The organism is Arthrobacter sp. TJ-263 (assembly GCF_058269155.1).
On record NZ_JBZCNE010000003.1, the window covers coordinates 474,133 to 500,201 of the forward strand.

The 26,069-nt window shown below is 68.8% G+C and carries 23 protein-coding genes and 1 tRNA gene; 16 read left to right on the forward strand and 8 right to left on the reverse strand.

The window, feature by feature from the left end:
* Positions 1-193 precede the first annotated feature (193 nt).
* Positions 194-637: a hypothetical protein gene (locus AC4D2F_RS16425; protein WP_490911571.1), complete on the forward strand. Its 444-nt coding sequence runs from the start codon at positions 194-196 to the stop codon at positions 635-637.
* A gap of 415 nt (positions 638-1,052) precedes the next feature.
* Here the strand turns inward: AC4D2F_RS16425 and AC4D2F_RS16430 are convergent, their stop codons facing one another.
* Positions 1,053-1,772 (reverse strand): FadR/GntR family transcriptional regulator, encoded by a 720-nt coding sequence (locus tag AC4D2F_RS16430; protein ID WP_490911572.1) that lies wholly within the window; start codon positions 1,770-1,772, stop codon positions 1,053-1,055.
* A gap of 148 nt (positions 1,773-1,920) precedes the next feature.
* Here AC4D2F_RS16430 and AC4D2F_RS16435 point away from each other — a divergent pair, with 148 nt between their 5' ends.
* Both AC4D2F_RS16435 and AC4D2F_RS16440 read left to right on the forward strand, forming a co-directional pair.
* Positions 1,921-2,439 carry a gluconokinase gene (locus AC4D2F_RS16435; protein ID WP_104167526.1) on the forward strand — a complete coding sequence of 173 codons (519 nt, stop codon included), beginning with the start codon at positions 1,921-1,923 and terminating at the stop codon, positions 2,437-2,439.
* Between the two features lie 40 nt (positions 2,440-2,479).
* Positions 2,480-3,880, forward strand: a complete 1,401-nt coding sequence (locus AC4D2F_RS16440; RefSeq protein WP_104167527.1) for a GntP family permease — start codon at positions 2,480-2,482, stop codon at positions 3,878-3,880.
* Between the two features lie 189 nt (positions 3,881-4,069).
* Here AC4D2F_RS16440 and AC4D2F_RS16445 read toward each other — a convergent pair whose 3' ends face one another.
* On the reverse strand, positions 4,070-4,774 hold the full coding sequence (locus tag AC4D2F_RS16445) for a LysR family substrate-binding domain-containing protein (protein WP_490911573.1): 705 nt from the start codon (positions 4,772-4,774) through the stop codon (positions 4,070-4,072).
* Positions 4,775-4,828: 54 nt separating this feature from the next.
* Between AC4D2F_RS16445 and AC4D2F_RS16450 the strand changes: the two genes are divergently transcribed.
* The 4 genes from AC4D2F_RS16450 to AC4D2F_RS16465 all read left to right on the forward strand — a co-directional run bounded on the left by AC4D2F_RS16450 (position 4,829) and on the right by AC4D2F_RS16465 (position 11,152).
* Positions 4,829-5,221: a DUF5997 family protein gene (locus AC4D2F_RS16450; protein WP_104167530.1), complete on the forward strand. Its 393-nt coding sequence runs from the start codon at positions 4,829-4,831 to the stop codon at positions 5,219-5,221.
* Between the two features lie 98 nt (positions 5,222-5,319).
* On the forward strand, positions 5,320-6,111 hold the full coding sequence (gene imuA' / locus AC4D2F_RS16455) for a DnaE2-dependent mutagenesis accessory factor ImuA' (RefSeq protein ID WP_490911574.1): 792 nt from the start codon (positions 5,320-5,322) through the stop codon (positions 6,109-6,111).
* A complete protein-coding gene (locus AC4D2F_RS16460; RefSeq protein WP_490911575.1) occupies positions 6,108-7,733 on the forward strand; it encodes a DNA polymerase Y family protein in 1,626 nt (541 codons plus the stop codon). Before imuA' ends, AC4D2F_RS16460 begins: the two co-directional genes overlap by 4 nt.
* Entirely contained in the window at positions 7,733-11,152 is a 3,420-nt protein-coding gene (locus AC4D2F_RS16465) for an error-prone DNA polymerase (protein WP_490911619.1), read from the forward strand. The genes AC4D2F_RS16460 and AC4D2F_RS16465 overlap by 1 nt, the downstream gene beginning before the upstream one ends.
* Positions 11,153-11,217: 65 nt before the next feature.
* Here AC4D2F_RS16465 and AC4D2F_RS16470 read toward each other — a convergent pair.
* Positions 11,218-11,300 (reverse strand) — tRNA-Leu (locus tag AC4D2F_RS16470).
* A 314-nt stretch (positions 11,301-11,614) separates the two neighbouring features.
* Between AC4D2F_RS16470 and AC4D2F_RS16475 the strand changes: the two genes are divergently transcribed.
* The 7 genes from AC4D2F_RS16475 to pknB are packed head-to-tail and all read left to right on the forward strand — an operon-like array spanning position 11,615 to position 21,143.
* Complete coding sequence (locus AC4D2F_RS16475) at positions 11,615-12,355, forward strand: FHA domain-containing protein (protein WP_104167533.1); 741 nt, start codon at positions 11,615-11,617, stop codon at positions 12,353-12,355.
* A complete protein-coding gene (locus AC4D2F_RS16480; protein WP_490911576.1) occupies positions 12,352-12,840 on the forward strand; it encodes an FHA domain-containing protein FhaB/FipA in 489 nt (162 codons plus the stop codon). The genes AC4D2F_RS16475 and AC4D2F_RS16480 overlap by 4 nt, the downstream gene beginning before the upstream one ends.
* 44 nt (positions 12,841-12,884) lie before the next feature.
* Entirely contained in the window at positions 12,885-14,480 is a 1,596-nt protein-coding gene (locus tag AC4D2F_RS16485; RefSeq protein WP_490911620.1) for a PP2C family protein-serine/threonine phosphatase, read from the forward strand.
* Positions 14,473-15,903 (forward strand): FtsW/RodA/SpoVE family cell cycle protein, encoded by a 1,431-nt coding sequence (locus AC4D2F_RS16490; RefSeq protein ID WP_104168187.1) that lies wholly within the window; start codon positions 14,473-14,475, stop codon positions 15,901-15,903. The genes AC4D2F_RS16485 and AC4D2F_RS16490 overlap by 8 nt, the downstream gene beginning before the upstream one ends.
* Positions 15,900-17,342, forward strand: coding sequence for a peptidoglycan D,D-transpeptidase FtsI family protein (locus tag AC4D2F_RS16495; protein ID WP_490911577.1), 1,443 nt, complete (start codon positions 15,900-15,902; stop codon positions 17,340-17,342). The genes AC4D2F_RS16490 and AC4D2F_RS16495 overlap by 4 nt, the downstream gene beginning before the upstream one ends.
* A complete protein-coding gene (locus AC4D2F_RS16500; RefSeq protein WP_490911578.1) occupies positions 17,339-19,159 on the forward strand; it encodes a protein kinase domain-containing protein in 1,821 nt (606 codons plus the stop codon). The genes AC4D2F_RS16495 and AC4D2F_RS16500 overlap by 4 nt, the downstream gene beginning before the upstream one ends.
* 34 nt (positions 19,160-19,193) lie before the next feature.
* Entirely contained in the window at positions 19,194-21,143 is a 1,950-nt protein-coding gene (gene pknB / locus AC4D2F_RS16505; RefSeq protein WP_490911579.1) for a Stk1 family PASTA domain-containing Ser/Thr kinase, read from the forward strand.
* Here the strand turns inward: pknB and AC4D2F_RS16510 are convergent.
* Genes AC4D2F_RS16510 through AC4D2F_RS16520 form a run of 3 tightly spaced genes read right to left on the reverse strand, consistent with a single transcriptional unit; the run spans position 21,140 to position 22,770 of the window.
* Positions 21,140-21,784 (reverse strand): aminodeoxychorismate/anthranilate synthase component II, encoded by a 645-nt coding sequence (locus AC4D2F_RS16510; RefSeq protein ID WP_490911580.1) that lies wholly within the window; start codon positions 21,782-21,784, stop codon positions 21,140-21,142. The genes pknB and AC4D2F_RS16510 overlap by 4 nt on opposite strands.
* Positions 21,785-21,787: 3 nt before the next feature.
* Positions 21,788-21,949, reverse strand: coding sequence for a hypothetical protein (locus tag AC4D2F_RS16515; RefSeq protein WP_490911581.1), 162 nt, complete (start codon positions 21,947-21,949; stop codon positions 21,788-21,790).
* A gap of 5 nt (positions 21,950-21,954) precedes the next feature.
* Positions 21,955-22,770: a class E sortase gene (locus AC4D2F_RS16520; protein ID WP_490911582.1), complete on the reverse strand. Its 816-nt coding sequence runs from the start codon at positions 22,768-22,770 to the stop codon at positions 21,955-21,957.
* A gap of 177 nt (positions 22,771-22,947) precedes the next feature.
* Here AC4D2F_RS16520 and AC4D2F_RS16525 point away from each other — a divergent pair, with 177 nt between their 5' ends.
* Positions 22,948-23,196, forward strand: a complete 249-nt coding sequence (locus AC4D2F_RS16525; RefSeq protein WP_104167539.1) for a cell division protein CrgA — start codon at positions 22,948-22,950, stop codon at positions 23,194-23,196.
* Positions 23,197-23,452: 256 nt separating this feature from the next.
* On the opposite strand, the gene AC4D2F_RS16530 is transcribed toward AC4D2F_RS16525, so the two are convergent.
* Positions 23,453-24,112, reverse strand: coding sequence for a rhomboid family intramembrane serine protease (locus tag AC4D2F_RS16530; protein WP_306738519.1), 660 nt, complete (start codon positions 24,110-24,112; stop codon positions 23,453-23,455).
* Positions 24,113-24,333: 221 nt separating this feature from the next.
* On the reverse strand, positions 24,334-24,876 hold the full coding sequence (locus tag AC4D2F_RS16535) for a peptidylprolyl isomerase (protein WP_104167541.1): 543 nt from the start codon (positions 24,874-24,876) through the stop codon (positions 24,334-24,336).
* A 165-nt stretch (positions 24,877-25,041) separates the two neighbouring features.
* Here AC4D2F_RS16535 and AC4D2F_RS16540 point away from each other — a divergent pair, with 165 nt between their 5' ends.
* Positions 25,042-25,989 (forward strand): hypothetical protein, encoded by a 948-nt coding sequence (locus tag AC4D2F_RS16540; RefSeq protein ID WP_104167542.1) that lies wholly within the window; start codon positions 25,042-25,044, stop codon positions 25,987-25,989.
* Positions 25,990-26,069 lie beyond the last annotated feature (80 nt).

Consider the following 26,069-nt stretch of genomic DNA (forward strand, 5'->3'; position numbering starts at 1 on the left):
TGCGGCGGCCCCCCCGCTGTGGACGGCAGTGAGCCCCTCACGGGCTCCACCCGACCCCATGGGGATGCCCCACACCCCCATGTGTCAGCAACCGGGCCGAGTCATCAGGTGCAGCTTTCCAAATAATCGAACCTGTGTTCTATTTTAAGGAGCCTGTCCAAAGGACGGCAAAACGGATCAGGAGAAGCAGACCATGGCGACCACGGCCACCCACCGCAGGAACACCACCCACCCACACACCCCCACACAGAACGGCAGGACAGGCAGCAGGACGGGCAGTGGGGCCAATGGTGGGGCCAACAGTGGAACCGATGGTGGGCTGGGTGCCGGTCTGGTGCTCGATGAGGCCGCGGCCGTCCGGTTCCTGCCCTCGGGACTCCCGCTGGCGCTGCGCTGGCGGGGTGGCCTCTGGCAGGTCATCGGATCTCCCGTCTCCGGGTTCAGCCCGGACAACCGACCAGGACCCGCCTCTACCCCTACTCCCCTGTACGAGGCTCGTGGCACGGCTGGCACCCGGTTCTGGCGGTTTCAGGCGCAGACCGGACCCGCGTCCCCGGTGCTGGAGTTCGAAATGAGCGCGGACCCGCGCTCGACGGACTGGCAGCTGCGCCGCGTCATCGGCGTCGACGGGTTCTGAACCGGCGGCAGGCAACGATCGGGGCGTGACGCGGTTGTGAGCGGCTCGAAAGGTACGGCAAGCATTACGCCAGGCTGATGGACGAGCGAATCGAGGAGTTCGTCATGCGACTGCGTATACGCGCACCGCGGCCGAGCTCGACGTAGAGAACTGCCGGCCCAGCGACTTCCCCGAGCCACGCCGAGTGCATGCGTGGGTCCGCTACCCCTCGAAGGCCATCCGTAAGCAGGCACACGCAACTGCGTACACGCGTACGGCGGTCAGGATCCAGCGGGAAGGCTGGATATGACCCTTGTGTGCCCACGTATGTCGCCCGTGCAGCCAGATCTCGAGAACCTTTTCCTCCGAGTGGCACTGCCTCGAATAGATCGGGAAGCGTGGAACTGCCGCACCCTCGGGCCCTCTGCTCGCCCTGCTAGTCGATGGCCTCGCTGACTTCGGCGAGGAGCGATTCCATGCATGCCTCGGCCGCCGCCGCGTCGCCGTCCCTGATGGCGAACGCCACCTGCTCGTGCGCCTGCAGCGCATGTTCCTTCGGATTGTGCGGCATGAGTCCCTGCTGCGTTCTGCCCGCGAGCACCTCGGCGATGACCTCGCGCAGGGCCAGGAACATCTCGTTGCCGCTCGCCTCGAGGACGAGCGTATGGAACTCGATGTCCACGTCCAGGAACTCCTCGAGCAGTCCGTCCTCGCCCAGCCGCCGCAGGTCCTCGCCGAGCGCCGCGATCCTCAGGCGCTGTGCCCCGGAGGCGTGCCGGGCCGCGAGCGCCGCCGCGACCGGTTCGACGGCGCGGCGCAGGTGCGTAAGGGAACGGAACTGGTTCGCCCGCCCCGGGCCGTGGAGCCGCCACCTGATCACGCGGGGATCGTAGACGTTCCACCGCTCGGGGCCCTGCACCACGAGCCCGATGCGGCGCTTGGGCACGATCAGGTTCATCGATTCCAGGACGCGCATGCAGTCCCGCACCACGGTGCGCGAGACCCCGAACTGCTGCTGCAGGCCTTCGATCGTCAGGCGCGCACCCTCGGGCAGCACGCCGTCCGCGATGTCCTGGCCCAGCGCGTCGATGATCCGCGTGGGGAACACCGCGGCTGCTCCCGGCGGTGATCCCGCGGGTACTGACTGCGACGTCATCGTCCTCCTCCAGGCGCCGGCGGCCACTTGACCGATTCCCTAACGATAGAGCGATCACGCACACCCGAAAAGGTACTACCTTTGATCTGAAAGGTGTTACCTTTACTCACATCGCGAACCGTTCCACAGCACCGACAAGGGAGTCAGCATGGATGCACAGCCACACCATGTGGTCGTCATGGGTATCTCCGGATCCGGCAAGACCACCATCGCCACCCGACTCACGGAACGGCTCGGGTGGGTGTTCGCCGAGGCGGACGACTTCCACCCCGCCGCGAACATCGCGAAGATGACCGCCGGCACCGCGCTCACCGACGAGGACCGCTGGCCCTGGCTGGAGGCCATGCGTGACTGGATGACCCTCCAGGCGCGGGCGGGCCGCAGCACCGTCGTCACCTGCTCGGCGCTGAAGCGTTCCTACCGGGACCTCCTCACCGGGGCAGAGGGCCGGGTGCGGTTCGTGCACCTGCTCGGCGACACCGATCTCATCCTCGAGCGCATGAAGACCCGCAGCGGCCACTTCATGCCGGAATCGCTCCTGCCCTCGCAGATCAGCACGCTCGAACCCCTGGAACCCGACGAGCTGGGCATCCGGATCCAGAACACCGGCACGCCTGACGACGTCACGACCGACGTCATCGACCGGCTCGACCTGCCCAGCAACTGACCCCCCACCCCCGATCCGCACTACTTTCAACGGAGAAAACATGCCCATCGAAGGATGGACCCAGAGCCTCACCGCCGGTCCGCTCCTCCTGATCGCCGCAGCCGCCATCCTCGCGCTGCTGTTCCTGATCATCAAGCTCCGCGTCCACGCGTTCGTCTCGCTGATCCTCGTCAGCCTCGCCACCGCTTTCGCCACCGGGATCCCCACGTCGCAGATCGTCCCCGTGATGGTCAGCAGTTTCGGATCGACGCTCGGCGCCGTGGCGCTGCTGGTGGGCCTCGGCGCGATGCTCGGCCGCCTGGTCGAGACCAGCGGCGGCGCGAAGGTACTCGCGGACTACCTCATCCGGGTCTTCGGCGAGAACCGGGCGCCCTTCGCGCTCGGCGTCGCCTCGCTGATCTTCGGCTTCCCCATCTTCTTCGACGCCGGCCTCGTGGTCATGCTGCCCATCGTCTTCTCCGTCGCCCGCCGCCTCGGCGGCGGCGTGCTGCGCTACGGCCTCCCCGCCGCGGGTGCCTTCTCCGTCATGCACATCTTCGTGCCCCCGCACCCGGGCCCGGTTGCCGCCTCCGAGTTCTTCGGCGCGAACGTCGGCCTCGTCATCATGGTCGGCCTCCTCGCCGCGATCCCCACCTGGTATGTGACCTCCTACCTGTACGGGCTCTGGGCCGGCAGGAAGTACGTCCTGCCCGTCCCCGAACTGCTCGGCACGGCCGACGAGCACGCCGAGGCGAACCCACCCAAGTTCGGCACCGTCGTCGGAATCCTGCTGCTGCCCCTCGCGCTGATCTTCCTCAACACTGGCCTGAACACCCTGGCCCGCTCGGGTGCCGTGGACGAGAGCGTGACCGAGCAGGGGTGGTTCCAGTTCCTGCGCATGCTCGGGGAGACCCCCGTTGCCCTGCTGATCACCCTCCTCGTGGCGTCCTATGTGCTCGGCCGCCGCCGCGGGATCGAGAAGACCGCACTGGAGAGCACGCTGGAATCGGCGCTCGGCCCGGTCTGCTCCGTCATCCTCATCACCGGCGCCGGCGGCATGTTCGGCGGCGTCCTCCGGGCGAGCGGCATCGGCGACGCACTCGCCGCGGTCCTCGGCGATCTCGGTATCCCCATCATCCTGGCCGGCTTCCTGATCGCCGCGATCCTGCGCATCGCCCAGGGCTCGGCGACCGTGGCACTGACCACCGCCGCCGGCCTCATCTCCCCCGCGATCCTGGCCGGTGACTACAACGGCCTGCAGCTGGCGGCCCTCGTGGTGGCCGTCGCCGGCGGTTCGGTGGTGGCGAGCCATGTCAACGACTCCGGGTTCTGGCTCGTGGGCCGCTTCTTCAACATGGACGTCAAGACCACTTTGAAGACGTGGACCGTCATGGAGACGACGATCGGCGTCATGGGCTTCGCCATCGCGACCGCCGTCTTCGCCCTCGCCTCCGCGGCCTGACAGCGCGGCAGCACCACGGAGAGGCCCGTCCCGCATCGTGCGGGGCGGGCCTCTCCGTGTCCCCGGTAGCAGGTCGCGGGCCAGGGGGCGGATTGGACCCGCGATCGCCTTCGGTGCGCACCTGCGGCGGGTCACTGCACCACACACCCGCCGCAACGGCGCACCGGGCAGGTCCTCACCGCGGGAAGGTCAGCGCCGTCTCCCGCGGGACCCGGGGGGACGCGCCGGCTTCCCCGGCTGCGCCTTCCCGCCCCCCTTCTGCTCCCTGGTGTTCCCGCCGGCCGCTGCCTTCTTCGCGGCGGCCTTCTGGGACGCGGTCTTCTTCGGGGCCTCACGCTGCGAAGGCTGCCGTGAACTCCGGGCCGTGCGTCCGCGCACGATGCCGATGAACTCCTCGACGTCGTCGGACTCGTCCTCCACACGCCAGGCGATCCCGATGGTCGTCACGGGAAGCCCCGGGACGGGGCGGTGGACGGCGTCCTTGCGGGCGTACAGGCGGGCGAGGGACATCGGCAGGACGACGACGCCGGCGCCGGTCGCGGCGACCTCCACGGCCGTCTTCGGCCCCCCGCACTCCTCGATGTCGAGCAGGGGCTCGCCCTCGAGTTCCCCGAGCGGCACGTCGTCGTAGAGGGACAGTTCGTTGTCGCGTGACATGACCGCGACGGGCTGTTCCTCGTAGAGGGGGATCAGATGAATCCCGGTACGCTCCACCGGCAGACGGACGAAGACGACGTCGTCGGATCCGTCCAGCAGCGCCGTCAGGGCGTCGTCGTGCTGGTGGAGTGCGAGGTTCACGTCGGGGTGCCGTTCACGCCAGCGGGCCACCCACTTCCCCGGCGTCACGCCCGGCACGAAGCCGACGGACAGGGTGCTGGGCGGGTCTGCGGGCATCTGATCACAGTAGCGCCTACCGGCGACGGCTAGGCGGACGGTTAAGCTGGGATCATGACTCCCGCGAAAACCCCCCAGACCCTGAAGCCCGCCACGGCGGCCAAGAAACTGGGAATCTACCTGCCCGCCGCCCCCCAGGACTTCCAGGAGACCGAGCTGACGCGCGCGGAGTTCAACGAACTGCAGCAGACCCCGCCGGAGTGGCTCGCAGAGCTGCGCCGCACCGGCCCGCACCCGCGTCCCGTCGTCGCGCAGAAGCTCGGCATCTCCAACGGCGGGCTGGCCCGGGGCGGCCTCACGGATCCCCTGACGAGCGAGCAGATCACCGCCCTGCTGCAGGACCCGCCCGCATGGCTGGTCGCGGAGCGGGCCACGCAGGCGGCCGTCCGCGCGGAGGCGGCACGGGTGAAGGAACGCGACGCCGCACGCAAGGCGTCCGACGCCTGAACACTGCACGGAACAGAGTCCCATCCGTCACACAGGACCCAGGTCGGGGCTGAGACGCGACGATTGACTTATTCGAACGCCTGTTCGAATATTGACGAGTGACGCCTCCAGCTGCCGGCTCTGCCCCCGACAGGGAGGAGCCCTCCCCCGACGCCGGGACGACGCGTCCGGGGGCGGCAGGCGGTCGGGGAATCCCGGACACCACCCTCGACCTCCAGGCCCGCATCAACAGCATGCAGGCCGGCACGCTGGACTCCCGACGCCTGCCCACGGTTCCGGCCCTGGCGCACATCCTGCCGGGCGGCGGCCTCCAGTCGGGGGGCTCCTACACCGTCCGCAACTCCACCACCCTGGCCATGGCCCTGCTCGCCGGCCCCTCCTCGACCGGCGCGTGGTGCAGCGTCATCGGGATGCCGGACTTCAGCGTGGAGGCGGCCCAGGGCTTCGGCATCAACCTCGACCGCCTCATCCTGGTCCCCGATCCCGGCTCCCAGTGGCTCACGGTCACCGCGGCCCTCGTGGACGTCGTCTCCATCATCCTGACCCGGGCCCCGGACCACCTGGCACCCACGGAATGGGCCCGGCTCAAGGCACGCCTCCGGCAGCGCGGAACGGCGCTCATCACCCTCGGCAACTGGAAGCAGAGCGACTCCACGCTCGGTGTGGCGGAGAGCGCCTGGGAGGGCCTCGGTTCGGGATCGGGCCACCTGAGGGCCCGGCGCCTGAAGATCACCGCGACCCAGCCCTCCGGACGGCTCCGCCACGCCTACGTGGGACTGGCGGACCTGCAGGACGCCTCTCCGGAGGCATCGGCGTCCACCGCCCTCGCACAGACCTCCTTCGGCCCGGCGTCCACCCTGTTCGAACCACGGCTGATGAAGTCCTCATGACGACTCCGCCGCCGGCAGCGTCCCCGCCGACCGAAGCAGCTGCGGGGACCGCGCCCGCCACCCGGACCATGATGCTCTGGTGCCCCGACTGGCCCATCACGGCGGCCCTGCGCGAGCACGCGTTGCCCGCCGACACGGCACTCGTCCTCGTGGACCGGGGGGAGGTCTTCGCGTGCTCACCCGCAGCACGGCAGGACGGCGTGAGGAGGGGGTTGCGCATCCGGGAGGCCCAGGCCCGCAGCACCGGACTCGTGTCACTCCCGTACGACCCGTCGCTGGACGAGCGCACGTTCGAACCGGTCACCGCGGCCGTGGAGACGATCATGCCCGGCGTCCAGGTCATCCGCCCCGGGCTGTGCGCCATCAGGATCAAGGGCCCCGCGCGCTACTACGGCGGCGAGCGCGGAGCCGCGGGCGTGGTCTTCCGGACCCTCGCGGCCATCGGCCTCACCGACCTGCGGATCGGCATCGCGGACGGCCCGTTCGCAGCCGAGCAGGCCGCCAGGGCCACCGACGAGCTGGAGGACGACGTCGAGCAGCTGGTCGTCATCCCGGAGGGCGGCTCGCCCTGGTTCCTCGGCAGCTACCCCCTGGAAGTCCTCGAACAGCCGAAGCTCACCGTGCTGCTCAAGCGTCTCGGCATCCGCTCCCTCGCCGACTTCGCGGCCCTCGATGCCTCCGACGTCCGCAACCGCTTCGGCGTCGAGGGCGCCCTCGCACACCGCCGGGCGAGCGGACTCGACCACCGGGACGTCGTCGCCCGGAGACCTCCGCCGCACCTCGACGCCACCGCAGATTTCGAGCCGTCCCTCGCGCGCATCGACCAGCTGGCCTTCGCGTTCCGCACCCGGGCCGGCGAGTTCGTCGACGAACTGCGGGAGGCCGGACTGGTGTGCACGGCGCTGCAGGTCCGTCTGCACACGGAGTCGGGAGAGGTGTCCGAGCGCCAGTGGCGGCATCCGCGCTGGTTCGACGCCGACGACGTCGTGGACCGCGTGCGCTGGCAGCTCCAGGGGACCAACGCCTCGGACCACGGCCTGACCTCCGGCATCACGCGGGTCCACCTCGTGCCCGAGATCGTCGAGGACCTCGCCGACCATGCGGACGGGCTGTGGGGCACGGGACCGGACGAGGGGATCCACCACGGACTGGCCCGCGTGCAGAGCATGCTGGGCCACGGCGCCGTGCTGACCGGGATCATCGCCGGGGGCCGGCTCCTCGCGGACCGCCGGGTCCTCATCCCGTGGGGGGACACGCCGGCGCAATCCCCGACAGCACGGGTCAGGGACCGCACGCAGCCCTGGCCCGGACGCCTACCCGGCCCGGCACCGGCCACGGTGTTCGCCGCCCCCCTGCCCGCCGTCGTCGTCGATGCCCGGGGCAACCCGGTCGACGTCGATCCCCGGGGCCTCCTGACCGCCGATCCCTCCTTCTTCAGCGCCGGCCCCCACGACGACCGGCGGCCCGTGCACTCCTGGGCCGGCCCGTGGCCGATCAACGAACGCTGGTGGGACCCGGAGGGGCGCGTGCTCAGCCGCTTCCAGCTGGTGGACCACTCGGGATCGGCCTGGCTGCTGCTGCTCGAGGACCACGCGTGGTGGGTCGAGGCGAGCTACGACTGATGGGCTGGAACAATCCCCCCATCCCGTGGTCGGACTTCGAACGGAATCTCTCGGGCACCCGGCCCGGCGCGCCGCCCGTCGGCGCCGACGGCGGCGACAGCCCCGCCTGGTCCCGCAAGCGGCAGCCCTACACCGTCCCGGCCGAGGTCCCTGTCCCCGAAGGACCCGTGGTGCCGTATGCGGAGCTGCATGCCCACTCCAATTTCAGTTTCCTCGACGGCGCCTCCAGCCCCGAGCACCTCGCCGAGGAAGCCCAGCGGCTCGGGCTCACCGGCATGGCCCTCACCGACCATGACGGGCTGTACGGTGCGGTGCGCTTCGCGGAGGCCGCCGAGAAGTACCCGGGGATCTCGACCATGTACGGCACCGAACTCTCGCTCGGCCTGTCCAGGCCGCAGAACGGGGAGGCCGATCCGGAAGGGCAGCACCTGCTGGTCCTCGCCCGTGGATCGGCCGGCTACCACCGCCTGGCCACGGCCATCACCGAGGCCCAGCTCGCCGCGGACGCCGAGAAGGGGAAGCCCCGCTACGACCTCGAACGCCTGGCGGGGCATGCCGCCGGTCAGTGGATGATCCTCACGGGGTGCCGGAAGGGTGCGGTCCGCTCCGCGCTCGTCGCCACGGGCCAATCCGCGGCCGAGGCCGAACTCCGGAGGCTCGTCGACCTGTTCGGCCGGGAGTCGGTCGTCGTCGAGCTCATCGACCAGGGCAACCCCCTGGACACGGCCCACAACGACGCCCTGAGCGCCGTCGCGGCCCGCGTGGGGCTGCCCACCGTGGCCACCAACAACGTGCACTACGCGACGCCGAAGCAGCACCGGCTCGCCTCCGCCCTGGCCGCGGTCAGGGCCCGCCGGAGCCTGGACCAGATGGACGGCTGGCTTCCCGCGGCCGGCGCCGCCCACCTGCGCAGCGGTGCGGAGATGGCGCGGCGGTTCCTGGACTATCCCGGGGCGGTGGAGCGCACGGTGGATATCGCCGCGGATCTCTCCTTCACCCTGCGCAGCGTCAGGCCCGGGCTGCCGGCCATCGACCTGCCCGAGGGACACACCCAGATGAGCTATCTCCGCGAGCTCGTCCGGCAGGGGGCGGACAAGCTCTACGGGGGCCGGACCGACGTCCACGACCGCATCGAACGTGAACTGGACGTCATCGAGAGCAAGAACTTCCCGGGCTACTTCCTGATCGTCCATGACCTCGTGCACTATGCGCGCCGGAACGGCATCCTGTGCCAGGGGCGGGGATCGGCCGCCAATTCGGCGGTGTGCTACCTGCTGGAGATCACCGCCGTCGATTCCATCAAGTACCGGCTTCCCTTCGAGCGCTTCCTCTCGAGCATGCGCGACGAGGAGCCCGACATCGACGTGGATTTCGATTCGGACCGCCGTGAGGAGGTCATCCAGTACGTCTACCGGAAGTACGGCCGCTTCAACGCTGCCCAGGTGGCCAATGTCATCACCTACCGTCCCAAGTTCGCCGTCCGGGACATGGCGAAGGCCCTCGGCCACAGTCCCGGCCAGCAGGACGCCTGGTCCCGGCAGATCGAGCGGTGGGGCGGGCTCGTCTCCAGCAGTGACCACGACATCCCCGAGTCCGTGGTCGGCCTGGCGCAGGACGTCCTGACGTTCCCCCGCCATATGGGGATCCACTCCGGCGGCATGGTGCTCACCGATCGCCCCGTGGGAGAGGTATGCCCGATCGAGCATGGAAGGATGGAGGGGCGGACGGTCCTGCAGTGGGACAAGGACGACTGCGCCTGGATGGGGCTGGTGAAGTTCGACCTGCTGGGCCTCGGCATCCTCGCCGCCATCCAGTACAACTTCGACCTCGTGGAACGGCATCTCGGGGAGAAGTGGGAACTGCACACCATCCCCAAGGAGGAGCAGGGCGTCTACGACATGCTGTGCTTCGCCGACTCGGTGGGTGTCTTCCAGGTGGAGAGCCGCGCCCAGATGGGCATGCTCCCCCGGCTGCAGCCCCGGCAGTTCTACGACCTCGTCATCGAGGTGGCCCTCGTACGGCCCGGACCGATCCAGGGCGGGGCCGTGCACCCCTACATCAAACGGAAGATGGGCGAGGAGGAGGTCCGGTACATCCACCCCGACCTCGAACCGGTCCTCGAGCGGACCCTCGGCGTCCCGCTCTTCCAGGAACAGCTCATGCAGATGGCGATGGTGGTGGGCGGCTGCTCGGGAGCGGACGCCGATCTCCTGCGCCGCGCCATGGGGTCCAAGCGGGGCGAGGAGCGGATCGACTCCCTCAAGGCCACGCTGTACGAGGGCATGGCCGCCAACGGGATCACCGGTGACGTCGCGGACACCATCTACGACAAGATCCACGCCTTCGCGAACTTCGGGTTCGCGGAGAGCCACTCGATCAGCTTCGCCCTGCTGGTCTACGTCAGCGCCTGGTTGCGCCTGCACTATCCCGGGGCGTTCCTCGCCGCGCTCCTGCGGGCACAGCCCATGGGGTTCTACTCACCGCAGACGCTGGTGGCCGACGCCCGGCGGCACGGAGCCGTGGTCCTGCGGCCCGACATCCTGCACTCCGGGGTGCACGCCGATCTCGAGCCGCTCGAGGGCTACGAGCCTGCCGACGATCCGGCGGAACGCACCACCGGCAGGGACTGCTGCACGGAGGACGAGCAGCCGCCGGTCGGTTACTTCGACCAGGGCACGCCGTTCGACTCCACACCCCACCGCCGCGACGGCAACTATGCCGTGCGGCTCGGGCTGGCCAGTGTCGAGTCCGTCGGGGTGGGACTCGCCGAGAGGATCGTCGCCGACCGGAATCGCAACGGGCCCTACGAGGACATGCCGGACCTCGCGCGCCGCACGGGGGCCAACGCGGGCCAGCTCGAGGCCCTCGCCGCCTCCGGCGCGTTCGACTCGATGGGTCTGAGCCGCCGCGAGGCACTCTGGAACGCCGGGCCGGCGTCCACCGAGCGCGAGGGCCAGATCAGGGGCACGGCCGTCTATATCCAGCCTCCCCTGATGCCCGAACTCTCGGACATCGACAAGGTGGGCTCCGACCTGTGGTCCACGGGCATCACCCCCGATGATCACCCCGTGCGCCACGCCCGGGCGAGGCTGAAGCGCCGCGGCGCCCTGACCGCGCAGGAGCTCAGGACGTCCGAGTCCGGCCGGCGGATCGAGGTGGCGGGAGTCGTGACACACCGGCAACGGCCGGCGACGGCGAGCGGGATCACCTTCATGAACCTGGAGGACGAGACAGGACTGGTGAACGTCATCTGCTCGGTGGGGGTGTGGCAGCGCTACCGCCGGGTCGCCCGGGAGGCCAGCAGCGTGATCGTCAGGGGCGTCCTCGAGCGGTCTGCGGAGGGGATCGTCAATGTCGTGGCGGACCGCATCGAGGTCCTGCAGCTCAGGGCGACCACGAAGTCCCGCGACTTCCGCTGACGGGTCGGGGAACGACGAAGGGCCCCCGCTGAGCGGAGGCCCTTCGTGTCCTGCAGTCGTCCTTGTGCGCGAGGGGGGATTTGAACCCCCACACCCTTTCGGATACTGGCACCTGAAGCCAGCGCGTCTGCCGTTCCGCCACTCGCGCAATTTCGAGATTCCAACATCTGCACCCGGCAGGTGTTGTGAACAGCAGAGACAAGCATAACGGAGCCCGGCGGCAATTACCTAAACCGCCCCCGGTCGGGCCCGGCGGAGGGCCGATACGGGCCGCGACTGCGGATGATCGTTAGGACAAAGTAATCCTCGGCGCGACGGCTTGGAGCCCATTACCAGAGGCTCCCAGTAGTATCGGAGGGAACCTGCCCGGCTGGACCTTGCCATGACCAGAACCGGGCCATGCCCCTCAGCACCCTGCTGACCGGGCCCTGAACACCTGTGCGACAGGGGAGGAGGCGGACGATGGGCATTCTCGACAACGTGGAGCGGGGACTCGAAAAGCTGGTCCGTGGAGCCTTCACCACGGGGGCACGCTCCCAGGTGCAGCCCCTCGAGATCGCCAGCGCCCTCCGCAAGGAACTGGACAACCGTTCCCTCGTCCTGGCGCAGGGCCGCACCCTCGCCCCCAACGTGTTCACCGCCCGGTTGTCCGACTCCGATTTCGACCTCGCGCAGCAGTGGGGCTCGGCCCTCGCCGAAGAACTCTGCGACGTCGTCATCGCCCATGTGAACAGTCAGCAGTACAGCCTCCAGGGGCCCGTCCGCGTCTCCTTCGAACACGATCCGGAACTCAGGGCCGGGGTCTTCGAGATCGATTCCTCCATCGAGAAGCAGAGCGCCGCGCGGCGCTCCCCGGGCCCGCTGGCTCCCACGGCTCCCCGCCGCCAGCCCACACGCTTCCAGCCGATCCTCGAGATGGACGGACAGCGCTATTCGATCAATTCCGGTTCCATCGTCCTCGGTCGTTCCTCGGAGGCGGATATCCTCGTCGACGACACCGGGGTCTCCCGGCGCCATCTGGAGATCCGGGCGCAGGGCGGCCGGATCTACGCCGTCGATCTGGGATCCACCAACGGCAGCTACGTCAACGGGCAGCGGGTGGTCGGCCAGGCGGAACTCACCGACGGTTCCACGATCACCATGGGACGCTCACGCATGACGTTCCACCTCGTCCCGACCCAGGACGGGACCAGCCACCGATGAGCGAGGCCGGAGAACTCACCGTCACCCTGTTCCGCTTCGGGTTCCTGATCCTGCTGTGGGTCCTCGTCCTCAGCACGGTCGGTGCCCTGCGCCGCGACCTCGCGGTGGGACGTCGCAACAGGGTGGGCGCACCCAGCGCGCGCGAGATCCGCAGGAATCCCGAGCTCGTGGAGGAGCCACCTCCCGCACGCGCAGCCGCCCGCCGGCTGGTCGTCACGGAGGGCCCTCTCACCGGCACCAGCCTCGACCTCGCAGCGAGCCCCATCCTCCTGGGCCGCGCCCAGGAGGCCACGCTGGTGCTCGAGGACGACTACGCCTCAGGCCGTCACGCCCGCCTCTTCCCGCAGGGCAGCCGTTGGTTCATCGAGGACCTCGGGTCCACCAACGGCACCTACCTGGCGGGAACCCAGCTGACGCGCGCACTGCCCGTCGAACCGAATGTCCCCATCAGGATCGGTAAGACGGTCATCGAATTGAGGCCATAGGCGTGCGGCTCGCCCTGAGGTTCGCTGCCCGCTCCGACGTGGGCATGGTGCGGGCGAAGAACGACGACTCCGCGTACGTGGGCCGCTATCTCGCCGTCGTCGCCGACGGCATGGGCGGTCACGCGGGTGGCAACGTCGCCTCGGCCTCCACCGTCCTGGACCTGGTCCACCTCGATCACGGCGCGCACGACGGCGACGCCGGGACCCACCTCGCCGACGAGATCCAGACCGCGAACTCGCTGCTGTCCGAACTCGTCGCCACCAATCCCCAGCTCGCCGGCATGGGGACCACGGTCACGGCGCTCCTGCTCGAGGGCAGCACGCTGCAGCTCGCCCATATCGGCGACTCACGCGCCTACCGCCTCAAGGACGGCGTCTTCGAGCAGATCACCACGGATCACACGTTCGTCCAGCGCCTCATCGAGGAAGGACGGCTCAGGCCCGAGGAAGCGGAGACCCACCCCCACAAGAACGTCCTCATGAGGGTCCTCGGCGACGTCGACGCGAGCCCGGAACTGGACCTCGCCCAGTTCGACGTCGAACCCGGCGAACGTTGGCTGCTCTGCTCGGACGGCCTGAACGCGGTCCTGCAGGACCGCGCGGTCGAGCGGGTGATGCGCGAGTCGAGGGGCGTCCGCGAATGCGTCGACACCCTCGTCGACCTGACCCTCGCGGGCGGCTCCCCGGACAACATCACCATCGCCGTCGTCGAGGTCATCGAAGCGGACGACGACGACGCATCTCCACCGGCCTTCATCCCCCCTGCCCGGCAGGCGGCCGGTGAACGCGACACGCCGGGCGAGCCCGATGCGGCCTCCCATGAGATCGACCGGAACGGCGACCTGCCCGGTGCGGCGATCCGCGCCGACGTCATCCGTCAGGACCTGCTCACGAGACCGCATGTGCTCGTGGGCTCCGCGGCCCTCGCGACCGAGACGGGCCAGATCCCGATCGTGACCCAGCGGTCCACCGAACGGCGCGCCGCGATGATGCTGACGCACAAGGCGGAGCCGGAGATCGCGGAGGACACGGAGGACGAGGCCTCGCCGAGGAAGAAGCGCTGGTTCCTCCCCGCCATCCTCGCCCTCATGGCCCTCATCCTCATCGCCGTCGTCGGTCTGGGCTACACGTGGACCCAGACGCGCTACTACGTGGCGGACTCCGAGAACCGCGTCGCGATCTACACCGGGGTTCCCCAGCGGATCGGGCCGATCAGCCTCAGCGAGCTGTACGAGATGACCGACATCCCCGTCTCCAACCTGCCCGAGTACCAGCGGTCCCAGCTCTCGAACACGCTCCCGGCGGCGAGCCTGGAGGAAGCAGAACGGATCGTCAAGGACCTGCGCAGTGAACTGCGGGCCGTCAGCTGCGATCCGGCGCCGTCCTCGACGGCCTCCGCATCACCGGGCCCGACCACCGGCACCGGCGGACCCGCGCCCTCGGGGACGGCCACTCCCCGCCCGTCCGGGTCCCCGTCGCCCCCGACCGCCGCTCCCTCTTCATCCGCGTCCGCGTCCGCATCCGCGTCCGCGTCGTCCTCGCCGGGTCCTGCCGCTGCGTCCGCATCACCGCAGGCGACGGAGTCCTCCCCCGCCGTGTCATCCCCAGCCGTCGAATGTGAAGGTGCAGCAGATGAGTGATGTCCTGACCGCGCCCCGGTCGCGGCGCAACGTCGAGCTGCTCCTGCTCCTCCTCGCGCTGGCCGTCGCCATCACCGCCAGCTACCTGGCGGGCGTCGATCGCGAGGAGGCGTTCAGTGAGTTCTTCTGGACCCAGGGGCTGACGCTCACCTTCATGAGCCTCTTCCTGCATATCGTCCTGCGCCTCCGGGCAAAGTATGCCGATCCGCTCATTCTCCCGATCGTGGTGGCACTCAACGGGATCGGCCTGGCCATGATCCACCGGCTGGACCTCTCGGCGATGCAGTCCAATCCGGACATCGATCCCGTCGCGTCGCAGCAGGTGATGTGGACGGCGGTCGCGATGGGTGCCGCCGCCGCCCTCCTGATCCTGCTGAGGGACCACCGGCTGCTGCGCCGGTTCACGTACATCTCGCTGATCGTCAGCGCCGTCCTTCTCCTGCTGCCACTCGCGCCGGCGCCGATCGGCCTGGAGATCAACGGGGCGAGGATCTGGATCTCCGTAGGATTCGGGACCTTCCAGCCGGGGGAGATCGCGAAGATCACCCTCGCCATATTCTTCGCCGGGTATCTCTCGACGAACCGCGACCTCATCCTGCTGGCGGGCAAGAAGATCGGTCCGCTCCAGCTCCCCCGCTTCAGGGACCTCGCGCCCATGGCGGCCGCCTGGCTCGTGAGCATCGGTGTCCTGATCTTCCAGCGGGACCTCGGGTCCTCGATCCTCTTCTTCGGCCTGTTCATGGTCATGATCTACGTCGCGACGAGCCGTGTCAGCTGGGTGCTCATCGGGCTCGCCATGATCGGCGTGGGCGTCTTCGTGGCCCTGGAACTGTTCAGCCACGTCGCGCTGCGGTTCGATTCGTGGATCAACGCCTTCGCCCCGGAGGTCTACGACCGCGCGCCGGGCGGCAGCCACCAGGTGGTGCAGGGCCTGTTCGGTCTGGCCAACGGCGGACTGGCCGGCACCGGTTTCGGGGCCGGGCGTCCCGATCTCGTCACGTACGCCAACAGCGACATGATCATCGCGGCGCTGGGAGAGGAGCTCGGGCTCATCGGCGTCGTCGCCATCGTGATGCTCTACGTGCTCCTGGTCTCCCGGGGGATCCGGGCGGCCCTCGGCACGAAGGACGGGTTCGGCAAGCTCCTCGCCTGCGGGCTCTCCTTCACGATCGCCCTCCAGTGCTTCGTGGTGATCGGCGGCATCACGCGCCTGATCCCCCTCACCGGACTCACCACGCCGTTCATGTCCGCCGGTGGCTCCTCCCTGCTGGCGAACTGGCTCATCGTGGCCCTGATCCTGCTCATCTCCGAGACCGCGCGCCGTCCTGTGCCGACGGCACCCATGAAGGACTCCTTCCCCGAAGCGCTCGGGGTCAGCGGCAAACCCGTGAAGAAGCGGACCGCGAAGGTGGCCACCCGATGAACCAGGCCATCCGCAGGGCATGGGTCGTGGCGATCAGCATGTTCGCCCTCGTCCTCGGCTCCCTCACCTACGTGCAGTTCTTCCAGGCGCAGGAGCTCAAGAACAACCCGTGGAACAGCCGCCAGCTGTACCAGGACTTCGGCCGGCAGCGTGGGGCGATCCTGGTCGACGGCCGTGCCATCGCCGAGTCCGTGCCCTCGAACGACCAGTTCAACTACCAGCGCGTGTACAACGAACCGGAGCTGTATGCGCACCTCACCGGGTACTACTCCCTGTCCCTCGGGTCGTCGCAGCTCGAGAAGACGGAGTCGGACATCCTCGCGGGCACCAGCAGTTCCCTGTTCTACGACCGCGTGGTCACCCTCTTCTCCGGCGTCGATCCGCAGGGCGCATCCGTCGAGCTCACGATCGACCCACAGATCCAGCAACTCGCCTCCGACCTCATCCCCGACGGTCAGCGCGGCTCGATCGTCGTGATGGAGCCCTCCACCGGCAACATCCTGGCGATGGTCTCGAAACCCTCCTACGATCCCAATCTCCTGTCGGGCCATGACACGGCGATCATCGAGCAGAACGCGGCGATGCTCTCCGAGCAGCCGGGACTCTCGATCTACTCGAACCCGGCCACCGAGTCCCTCGTCTCGCCGGGGTCCGTCTTCAAGCTCATCGACGCCGCCGCCGCCCTCGAGTCCGGGGAGTACGACGCCGAATCGCAGATCCCGAACCCTCCGGCACTGGAATTCCCCGGGATCGAGTACACCCTGCCGAACTTCGTCTCGGGCGGCTGCGCGAGCAGGACGACGGCGGACCTGGAGTTCGCGCTGGAACAGTCGTGCAACACGCCCTTCGCGCAGATCGCACTGGACCTCGGCGAGGAGGCCATCCAGGAGCAGGCCGCGAAATTCGGCTTCGGCGAGACGATGGACATCCCCACCGACGTCGTCGCGAGCATCTTCCCGTCGGACCTGACGGACCCCGAGCTGGCGCAGTCCGCCATCGGGCAGTTCGACACGCGGGTGACACCCCTCCAGATGGCGATGGTGTCCGCGGCTATCGCGAACGACGGCCAGCAGATGAAACCGCAGCTCGTGAAGTCGGTGCGGGCCGCGGATCTGGAGCTGATCGACTCGCCCCAGCCGGAGTCGTTGCGCCAGTCGGTCAGCGGGGACACCGCGGACCAGCTCACGGAATGGATGGTCAATGTGGTGGACAACGGCACGGCGACAGGCGCACAGGTTCCGGGTGTCCGGGTGGCCGGCAAGACGGGGACCGCGGAGGTCTCCGCGACCGGTGACAACGCATGGTTCACGGGCTTCGCTCCCGCGGACGATCCCCAGGTGGCCCTTTCGATCGTGATGGAGAACGTGGACATCCCCACTGGTCAGCAATTGACCTCACCCAGTGCCAAGAGACTCATAGAGGCGGTGTTGAACAGATGAGGCCCACATCAGGCATCACCCTGGGCGGCAGGTTCGAACTGACCGAGCGGATCGCCATCGGCGGGATGGGCGAGGTGTGGAAGGCCCGGGACCAGATCCTCGGCCGCGTCGTTGCGATCAAGATCCTCAAGGAGGAGTACTCCGGCGATCCCGCGTTCCTCAACCGCTTCCGGGCCGAGGCCCGCCACACGGCGCTGCTGAACCACGAGGGCATCGCGAACGTCTTCGACTACGGCGAGGAAGGCGGATCCGCGTACCTCGTGATGGAGCTCGTTCCCGGGCAGCCGCTCTCGGCCGTCATCGAGAAGGAACAGGTGCTCTCCCCGGACCGCACGCTCTCGATCGTCGGACAGACTGCCACGGCTCTCGCCGTCGCGCACCGGCAGGGCCTGGTGCACCGTGATGTGAAGCCGGGCAACATCCTCGTGATGCCGGACAGCCGCGTCAAGATCACCGACTTCGGTATCGCCCGGCTGGCTGATCAGGTACCGCTGACCGCGACGGGGCAGGTCATGGGGACGGCGCAGTACCTGGCGCCCGAGCAGGCGACCGGCCAGCCGGCAACGGGCTCCTCCGACATCTACGCACTCGGCGTGATCGGGTACGAACTGCTGGCCGGACGACGCCCGTTCTCCGGCGAGTCGCAGATCGCGATCGCCCTCGCGCAGGTCAACGACGCCCCGCCGCCGCTCCCGCAATCCATCCCGCGTCCCGTCCGGGCGCTCATCGGGTCCATGCTGGCCAAGGACCCTGCCGATCGACCCCGCGACGCCGAATCCCTCGCGCGCGCCGTCGATGCCATCCGCGCCGGTGACATCCGTGCGGCGGAGGCGGCCGTCCCGGGGCTGCTGTCCTTCGCGGCGGACTACGACAGCGCGACCGCGGCGATTCCCCGCCAGGACACGCAGGCGACCACGGCGGTACCGGCACCGACGACGTCGGCACTGCCCACGGTCGCCGCACCTGCCGCAGCCGGCGCGGCGGCCGGCCTCGCTGCCTCGCGCGGCTGGTCGGAGGACGATCTCGACGCGGTGCCCGCACCGCCGGACCGCGACGAGGACGAGAACCGCCGGAGCCCGTGGCTGATCCCGCTGATCGTGCTTCTCCTGCTGGCCCTCGGCGCCATCGCCTTCCTGGTCCTGCAGCCCCTGCTGGCAGGGGGCGAGGACCCCGCGCCGGTGGAGACGAGCACCTCCGCGGCGCCGGCGACGTCCCGCACGCCCTCGTCAACACCGTCGCCCACCTCGGCGTCACCGTCCCCGTCTCCGAGCACCACGGAGGCCGACCAGGTGGTCATCACCCCGAGCCAGTACCTGGGCCGGCCCGAGGCAGAGGTCTCGGCGGAACTGGGAGGCCTCGGGTTCCGCGTGGAAGCGCAGCGGGAGTCGTCCGCCGAGTACGCCGAGGGGTTGGTGATCGGCGTCGCCCCCGTCGGAGCACTGAGCCCGGGGGAGACCGTCACCCTCACCGTGTCGACCGGACCGGAGCAGGCCACGGTCCCGGCGGGACTTCAGGGACGGACCGTGGCGGAAGTCGAGGCCGCCCTCGTGGAACTCGGACTGCGGCCCGTGAATGCGGGCAGTGAGGAATCGACGCAGCCCGAGGGAACGGTCCTGCGGACGAACCCGGGGCCCGGCGCCGAGGTGCCGGTCGACAGCGAGGTGAGCTACGTCGTCTCGTCCGGCCCTCCGCCGACCCAGGCGCCTGCGCCGACCCCGCCACCGGCGGCTCCGACGACGCCGTCGGCGACGGCCGCGGCCCAGCAGCCGGTGACCCCGTCGCCCACACCGACACCGACAGCCAGTTCCGGTCCGTGACCCGCGACCCGAGACGGCGCCGGAAGGAGGCGACGTGACAACCACCGAGCGCATCCTGAACGGGCGCTACGAGGTCCGTGAGCTGATCGGCCGCGGCGGCATGGCCGATGTGTACAGGGGCGTCGACCTCCGCCTCGGCCGGTCGGTCGCCATCAAGGTGCTGCGCGAGGACCTCGCGAGGGATCCGCTCTTCCAGGCGAGGTTCAGGCGGGAGGCCCAGGCCGTGGCCGGGCTGAACAATCCGAGCATCGTGGCGGTGTACGACACGGGTGAGGAGGAGATCCCCGATCGGCCGCAGCACGAGGTGCGGGTCCCGTTCATCGTCATGGAGTACGTGGAGGGGCTCACCCTGCGCGATCACGTCAAGGCCGGCGACCTCACCCCGGAGAACGCCGTCACCTATGTGGCGGGCGTCCTCCGCGCGCTCGAGTACAGCCACCGGGCGGGCATCGTCCACCGTGACATCAAGCCCGCCAACGTGATGATCACGCCCGCCGGCGCCGTCAAGGTCATGGATTTCGGGATCGCCCGCGCCATCGCTGATTCACAGGCCACCATGACCCAGACGCAGGCCGTGCTGGGGACGGCGCAGTACCTCTCGCCCGAACAGGCGCGCGGTGAGACCGTCGATGCGCGGAGCGACCTGTACTCGACCGGCTGCCTGCTGTTCGAGCTGCTCACCGGACGACCACCGTTCATCGGCGACAGTCCCGTCTCCGTCGCCTACCAGCACGTGCGGGAGGCACCACCACTCGCGAGCAGCCTGAACCCCGAGGTGACCCCGGCGCTCGACTCCGTGCTCGCCAGGGCGCTCCAGAAGGACCGTGACCACCGGTTCCGGGACGCGGCCGCATTCCGGGGCGCACTGCTCGACGCCGGACGCGGCGTGGTCCTCGCTGCTGCTGCGACGGACGCAACGGAGATGATGGACGTCACGGCGTCGCGGACCTACCCTGCAACCCTGGGTGCGTCCGCATCCGGCGGACCGAGTACGCGCGCCATGGACAGGGTCCCGGGCGACCAGCCACCGGCGGCACTGGATCACCACCCGGACGAGGACCCCGACGACCGGCTCGATATCCTGCGGGACAGGGACGAGGCGGACGAGCGGAAGGATCGACGGCGCCGGGCCTCCCGAGCTGCCTGGAGCACCGTGTTCCTCGTGGCGGTGTTGCTCGTGCTGACAGCCGGCTTCTTCGTCATCACCTCCATGAACAACCGGCCCGTCGAGGACGTGGCGACGGTCAGTGTGCCCGAACTGATCGGTATGCCGGAGGGCGACGCCCGGGACGCCATCGTGGATGCGGGCCTTGTTCCGTCCTCGGACGAGGAGTTCAACGCCTCGGTCGACGCAGGGGACGTCGTCGCCTCCGACCCGGCGGCGGGGGCGTCGGTCGAGCCGGACTCCCGCGTGAACATCACGGTATCCCTCGGCCCCGCGAATGTGGTGCTGCCCGATTCCCTCCCCGGCCTCACGGAGTCCTCGGCACGCGATGCGCTCGAAGGCCTGCGCCTGAAGGGTGGCAACGTCACCGAGGAGACCAGTGCCACCGTCGCGCAGGGGCGTGTCATCACCACGAATCCACAGCCCGGACAGTCCGTGCCGGTCGGCAGCGCGGTGGACCTCGTACTCTCCAGCGGCAGGGTGACGGTTCCCCTGCTCACCGATCTCACGATCGCGCAGGCACAGGCCCTGCTCGAGGACCCGGCGGTACAGCTGCCCTTCAGCGTCCGTGAGGTCGAGAACAGCGTGGTACAGCCCGGTGTCATCACGGCACAGTCGGAGCCCGCACGGTCCCAGGTCCCGCAGGGCACGGAGATCGTCCTCACCGTCGCGAAAGCCCCGGCCGAACCCACCCCGGAACCCACGACGGAACCGACCCAGGAACCCACCCCGGTGCCCGCCGACCCGCCGACCGACCAGCCGCAGGGTCGGCCGACGGGAGAACAGTCGGAACCGCGGCCGACGGAGGACGGCGACTAGCGGGCGATCAGCGGGCTGAGTCCTGCCGACAGGGCGGCTGCACCCTCGAGGCCCAGGGATTCGAGCCAGTTGCCGAGCATTCGGTACCCGCCCTCGGTCAGGACCGATTCCGGATGGAACTGGACGCCGCACAGCGGCGCGCTGCGGTGTTCCAGGCCCATGATGATGCCACTGGCCGTGCGGGCCGTGACCGAGAGCTCGTCCGGGACGTCGTCACTGACGGCCGCGAGCGAGTGGTAACGCGTCGCCGTGACCGGTGAGGGGAGCCCTGCGAACACACTGGTGGCATCGTGTTCCACGAGGGAGGTCTTGCCGTGCATCAGCTCGGGCGCATGGGTGACCGTTCCGCCGTACGCCTCCGCGAGCGCCTGATGGCCGAGGCAGACCCCGAGCATGGGCTTGGCGTTCTCGCCGCACCAGCGGATGAGGTCGACGCACACTCCCGCATCGGCGGGTGTCCCCGGGCCGGGTGAGATCAGGACCCCATCGCGGGAGGCTGCCATCTCCTGCACTTCGGCGAGTGTGAGGTCGTCGTTGCGGACCACTGTCGTCTCCGCGCCGAGTTCCTGCAGATAGCCGACCAGCGTATAGACGAAGCTGTCGTAGTTGTCGACGACGAGGATTCGGGTGGTGTCGGCCATGAGCTAGGGGGAACCAATCGTTGAGTCTGTGAGCGGGGTGATCTGGGAGACCCAGGGGAACACGAAGAGCATCAGCATCGCGACGCCCACGAGGGCCAGGACCATGGAGAGGATGATGCGCAGCCATCGCGGTCCGGGGAGGGTCCGGAAGATCCATCCGTACATCGTGACTATCCCTGTCCTGCCGCGCGGGCTACCTGCTCAGTGATCTCGGGTGGGGGCCCGGCGTCCGAGGGACGCCAGGATTCCAGCACCGAGTAAGCAATAATACGCTCCTGCGCGCCGAACCTCGGATTGCAGCTCGTCAGGGTGAGGATCCGGTCCCCCGGCTCTGCTCCGGGCTCCGCTGGTACCGGCGCGATCACATCCACACGGTCCGGCAGCACGATCCCCGTGTTGCGGTAGACGTACGTGTAGTAGCCCTGGCGGGTCTGGACGTAGATCCTGTCACCCGGGACCAGCGTGTGGATCCGGTCAAGCACCTGCCCGTGTGTCTGGCGATGCCCGGCGAGGGCGAAGTTCCCCACGGCGCCCGGCGCGCCCGTCCCCGGATAGTGCCCCAGCCCGAGGTTGTCGAGCACGTCGGAACCGACCCCGGAGGTGACCGGTCGTGAGTAGTCCTCGCCGAAGCGGGGGATGTAGACGGCCCCGAACGTCCCGCTGAGGTCCGCCGCCGGAAGGACGGCGGGTTCGCCGAAATCCTCGGAGGCGGCCGCATCTCCGCCCTGCACCGGGGACAGGGGTGCCTCCTCGATGGACGGCACGTCCGAGAAGAACTCCTCGAGCGCCTGCTCCTGCCTGATCCCGGCGTCGATGTTGGTCCACCAGAGCTCCCACCCGACGAACAGGAGGAGGACCACACCCGCGGTGACCAGCAGCTCGCCGAGTACGTGGGCCGCCAACTGGAACGGGGTACGACGGCGGCGCTCCGGACGCTCCCTGGCCGCCGGGTTGCGCAACGCAGCATCGACGGCCGACCTGACCACTGCCGCTCCTGCCTCCGGTTGCACGGGTATCGGGCGGTTCTTGGCTAGAATCATGGGGATAACCGGGCCGCCCGACGTTGTTCTCCTTCAGGATAGCCTGCGGGTCCGGGCATGGAATGGCGGCCGGTACGACCACCGGCGCAGCTGACCGCAGCCGTGCCCTGCCGAGGAGAAACCGTGCCCGAGTCGAAGCCCCGTAAGAGAGCCAGGTCCGCCGCTCCCGCCGTGAAGTCCTCACAGCCGAAGCCGAACCCTGTCTGGTACAAGCCCGTCATGTTCGGTCTCATGATCATCGGCCTGCTCTGGATCATCACGTTCTACATCTCGGAAGCCCGCTTCCCGGTCGAGGCCTGGGGGTCGTGGAACATCCTCGCCGGATTCGGCATCGCGATCGTCGGGTTCCTCATGACGACGCGCTGGCGGTAGACGCACGTCGGCGATGGGCGGCGGAACGCCCTCCACGCTCTGTACACATGGTGTGTAGAAAGTTATCCACAGATGTGCACAGAAATGTTGATGATCCGGGGAAGGGCCCGAAAATCCGGTCCAAGGCTTATCCACAGCTGTGGAATTACATGTGTGTAAGTTATCCCCCGTGTGGATAAAGGGTGTGGACAACTAGGGGAGGGCCGGCGCGATGTGCGCCGACCCTCCCCGAATTCGTTCCCCTGGATGTGCGTCCCTAGAACGGGAGGAGGGAGACTCCCAGCAGGGTCAGCAGGAGCAGGAGCACGACGACGCCTCCCAGCCCCAGCCACTGGAGCCTTGCCTGGCGGGGACCGCGTGGGACGTACGCGATCACCGCGGCGCACGCAGCGCCGGCAACGAGCCCGCCCAGATGGGCCTGCCATGCGATCGATGGCACCAGGAATCCCAGCGCGGCGTTGATGGCGATCAGGACGACGATCTGCCGTACGTCGCCGCCCCGCTTCCGCTGGACGATGAAGAGCGCTCCGAACAGTCCGAACACCGCGCCGGAGGCGCCGACGACGCCCTGTCCGGGGTTCCCGGACAACAGCAGGACGCCGACAGATCCGCCCAGGGCGGAGATCAGGTACAGCGCGAGGAACCTCGCCCGTCCCAGCGCCGGCTCCAGGACCTTCCCCAGGATGTAGAGCGCGTACATGTTGAAGGCGATGTGGAGGAACGAGCCCGGTGAATGGAGGAACGCGGCCGTCAGCATGCGCCAGGGCTGGGCCGGCACGGCCCCCTCGACGCCGGCCGTGAAGAACGGCGCGTAGATGAAAGCGTTGGTCACCCCGGGCAGCACCAGCTGCAGCAGGAAGACCACCACGCAGATGCCGATCAGCGTGTAGGTCACGATGCTGGTGTCCCCGCGCACGACCCCACCGAAAGCATTGCGGTGGACCGGGGCGCCGGCGGCCTGCTCCCGTACGCACTCCACGCACTGGAAACCGACCGCCGCCGGCCTCTGGCACTCTGCGCACGCAGGCCGGTCGCACCTCTGGCATCTCACATAGCTGACGCGGTCAGGGTGGCGTGGACAGACCGGGGCCTGCCGGCTTCCGGCGTCGGGCGCGGGGACACCATAGGACATCTGGGTTAGAGCTGTTCCACGGTGATGCTCTTGATGACGACGTCCTCCAGGGGCTTGTCCCTCATGTCGGTGGCGATCGAGTTCAGCTTGTCGACCACCGCACGCGATCCCTCGTCGGTGACGTCGCCGAAGATGGTGTGCTTGCCCTGCAGCCATGTGGTGGGGACGGAGGTGATGAAGAACTGCGAGCCGTTGGTACCGCGCCCACCCTGGGTGCCGGCGTTCGCCATCGCCAGCTTGTAGGGCTCCTTGAAGGAGAGATCCGGGTTGATCTCGTCGTCGAACTTGTAGCCGGGGCCGCCTGTGCCCTGGCCCAGGGGATCCCCGCCCTGGATCATGAAGTCCCTGATGATGCGGTGGAAGATCGTCCCGTCGTAGAGGGGAGCAGTGCTCTCCTCGCCGGTCTGCGGGTGGGTCCAGGCGATCTCACCGGTCGCGAGGCCCACGAAGTTCTTGACCGTCTTCGGCGCGTGGTTGCCGAAGAGGTTCACCTCGATGTCGCCCTGGTTGGTGTGGATGGTCGCTTTTGCTGTCGGAATAGCAGTCATCAGGCCATTCTTCCACGCGGCATCTGACAATAAGCTGGAGCAGGGCCATTCCGCGCACAGTGAAACGGCACCGTCGCCGGGCACTGACCTACCGGCCGGATAGCACCGTCTGCCCATGCAACGTAGGCTGATCAAAACGAGTAACCACCCCCCTTGGAGGTTTTTGTGAAGAAGAACGTACGCGCTACCCACGAACTCGAAGAAGGCGTCGCACTCGGACTGGCAGCAGCTGCCGGACTGGCCGCCGCACGCGAATGGGCCACACCACGCGTCGACGCCGCGTACGAGTGGGCGAAGCCACGATGGGAGAAGGGCAGGGAGACCGCCGGACCCGCACTGCAGGTCACAGTCCGCAAGGCCACGGAGGGAATCTCCGGTGGTATCGCCGGTGGTATCGCTGTCGTCGCGCCGAAGATCCAGGACGGTATCGACAAGGTCGGTCCGCGCATCTCGCAGGTCATCGACGACACCACGCCGAAGATCCAGGGCACCCTCGACAAGGCGGCGCCGGCACTGAACTCGGCGAAGGTCAAGGTGGTCGACGATTACCTGCCGACGCTGTCCATCAGGTTGGGCGAGGCAGCGGACACCGCGTCCCGCTCGCTCGCCTCCGCACATGTGCCGCCCGCGGTCGAGAAGGCCGTCATTCGGATCACGGGTGACAAGAAGGCGGTCAAGAAGGCCCAAAAGCGACTGGTAGCTGCCACGCTGCAGGCCTCCAAGGACCTGAAGAAGAGCCAGCGACGCAGCAAGGGCAAGGGCTGGCTCATCGTCGGCATCGTTCTGAGCGCACTCGTGGCCGGTGTCGCCGTCTGGCGGGCATCGAAGCCCGTCGAGGACCCCTGGAAGACGCCGGCTCCGATCAAGGCAGCTCCTGCTCCGGCATCGAGCGCCAAGACCCAGGAGGCCAAGGACGTCGTCACGTCCGTCAAGGAAGCGGCTGATCGTGCCGCCGCCTCGGAAGGCACCACCAAGAGTACCCCCGTGAGCGGTGCCAAGGATGACAGCAAGAACACGGCGGCGGATGCGGCCCAGACCGTTGCCGACAAGGCGAAGGACGCCACGGAGGCAGCCAAGCACGCCAAGCCGTCGGACGGCGACTCGAAAGCCTGACAGCGCAGCACCACACGGAGGAAACCCCGGCCCATGGGCCGGGGTTTCCTCACTTAACGTCTATCACGAGCGCCGCATAT

Excerpts from the sequence above, each read along its gene's own strand:
- AC4D2F_RS16425 (WP_490911571.1), top strand. The coding sequence starts at position 194 with ATGGCGACCACGGCCACCCACCGCAGGAACACCACCCACCCACACACC.
- AC4D2F_RS16490 (WP_104168187.1), top strand. The coding sequence starts at position 14,473 with ATGAGTGATGTCCTGACCGCGCCCCGGTCGCGGCGCAACGTCGAGCTG.
- AC4D2F_RS16445 (WP_490911573.1), bottom strand. The coding sequence starts at position 4,774 with ATGCCCGCAGACCCGCCCAGCACCCTGTCCGTCGGCTTCGTGCCGGGC.
- AC4D2F_RS16475 (WP_104167533.1), top strand. The coding sequence starts at position 11,615 with ATGGGCATTCTCGACAACGTGGAGCGGGGACTCGAAAAGCTGGTCCGT.
- AC4D2F_RS16500 (WP_490911578.1), top strand. The coding sequence starts at position 17,339 with ATGAGGCCCACATCAGGCATCACCCTGGGCGGCAGGTTCGAACTGACC.
- AC4D2F_RS16450 (WP_104167530.1), top strand. The coding sequence starts at position 4,829 with ATGACTCCCGCGAAAACCCCCCAGACCCTGAAGCCCGCCACGGCGGCC.
- AC4D2F_RS16485 (WP_490911620.1), top strand. The coding sequence starts at position 12,885 with ATGGTGCGGGCGAAGAACGACGACTCCGCGTACGTGGGCCGCTATCTC.
- AC4D2F_RS16435 (WP_104167526.1), top strand. The coding sequence starts at position 1,921 with ATGGATGCACAGCCACACCATGTGGTCGTCATGGGTATCTCCGGATCC.
- AC4D2F_RS16430 (WP_490911572.1), bottom strand. The coding sequence starts at position 1,772 with ATGACGTCGCAGTCAGTACCCGCGGGATCACCGCCGGGAGCAGCCGCG.
- AC4D2F_RS16515 (WP_490911581.1), bottom strand. The coding sequence starts at position 21,949 with ATGTACGGATGGATCTTCCGGACCCTCCCCGGACCGCGATGGCTGCGC.
- AC4D2F_RS16510 (WP_490911580.1), bottom strand. The coding sequence starts at position 21,784 with ATGGCCGACACCACCCGAATCCTCGTCGTCGACAACTACGACAGCTTC.
- AC4D2F_RS16440 (WP_104167527.1), top strand. The coding sequence starts at position 2,480 with ATGCCCATCGAAGGATGGACCCAGAGCCTCACCGCCGGTCCGCTCCTC.
- AC4D2F_RS16465 (WP_490911619.1), top strand. The coding sequence starts at position 7,733 with ATGGGCTGGAACAATCCCCCCATCCCGTGGTCGGACTTCGAACGGAAT.
- AC4D2F_RS16535 (WP_104167541.1), bottom strand. The coding sequence starts at position 24,876 with ATGACTGCTATTCCGACAGCAAAAGCGACCATCCACACCAACCAGGGC.
- AC4D2F_RS16480 (WP_490911576.1), top strand. The coding sequence starts at position 12,352 with ATGAGCGAGGCCGGAGAACTCACCGTCACCCTGTTCCGCTTCGGGTTC.
- AC4D2F_RS16460 (WP_490911575.1), top strand. The coding sequence starts at position 6,108 with ATGACGACTCCGCCGCCGGCAGCGTCCCCGCCGACCGAAGCAGCTGCG.
- AC4D2F_RS16495 (WP_490911577.1), top strand. The coding sequence starts at position 15,900 with ATGAACCAGGCCATCCGCAGGGCATGGGTCGTGGCGATCAGCATGTTC.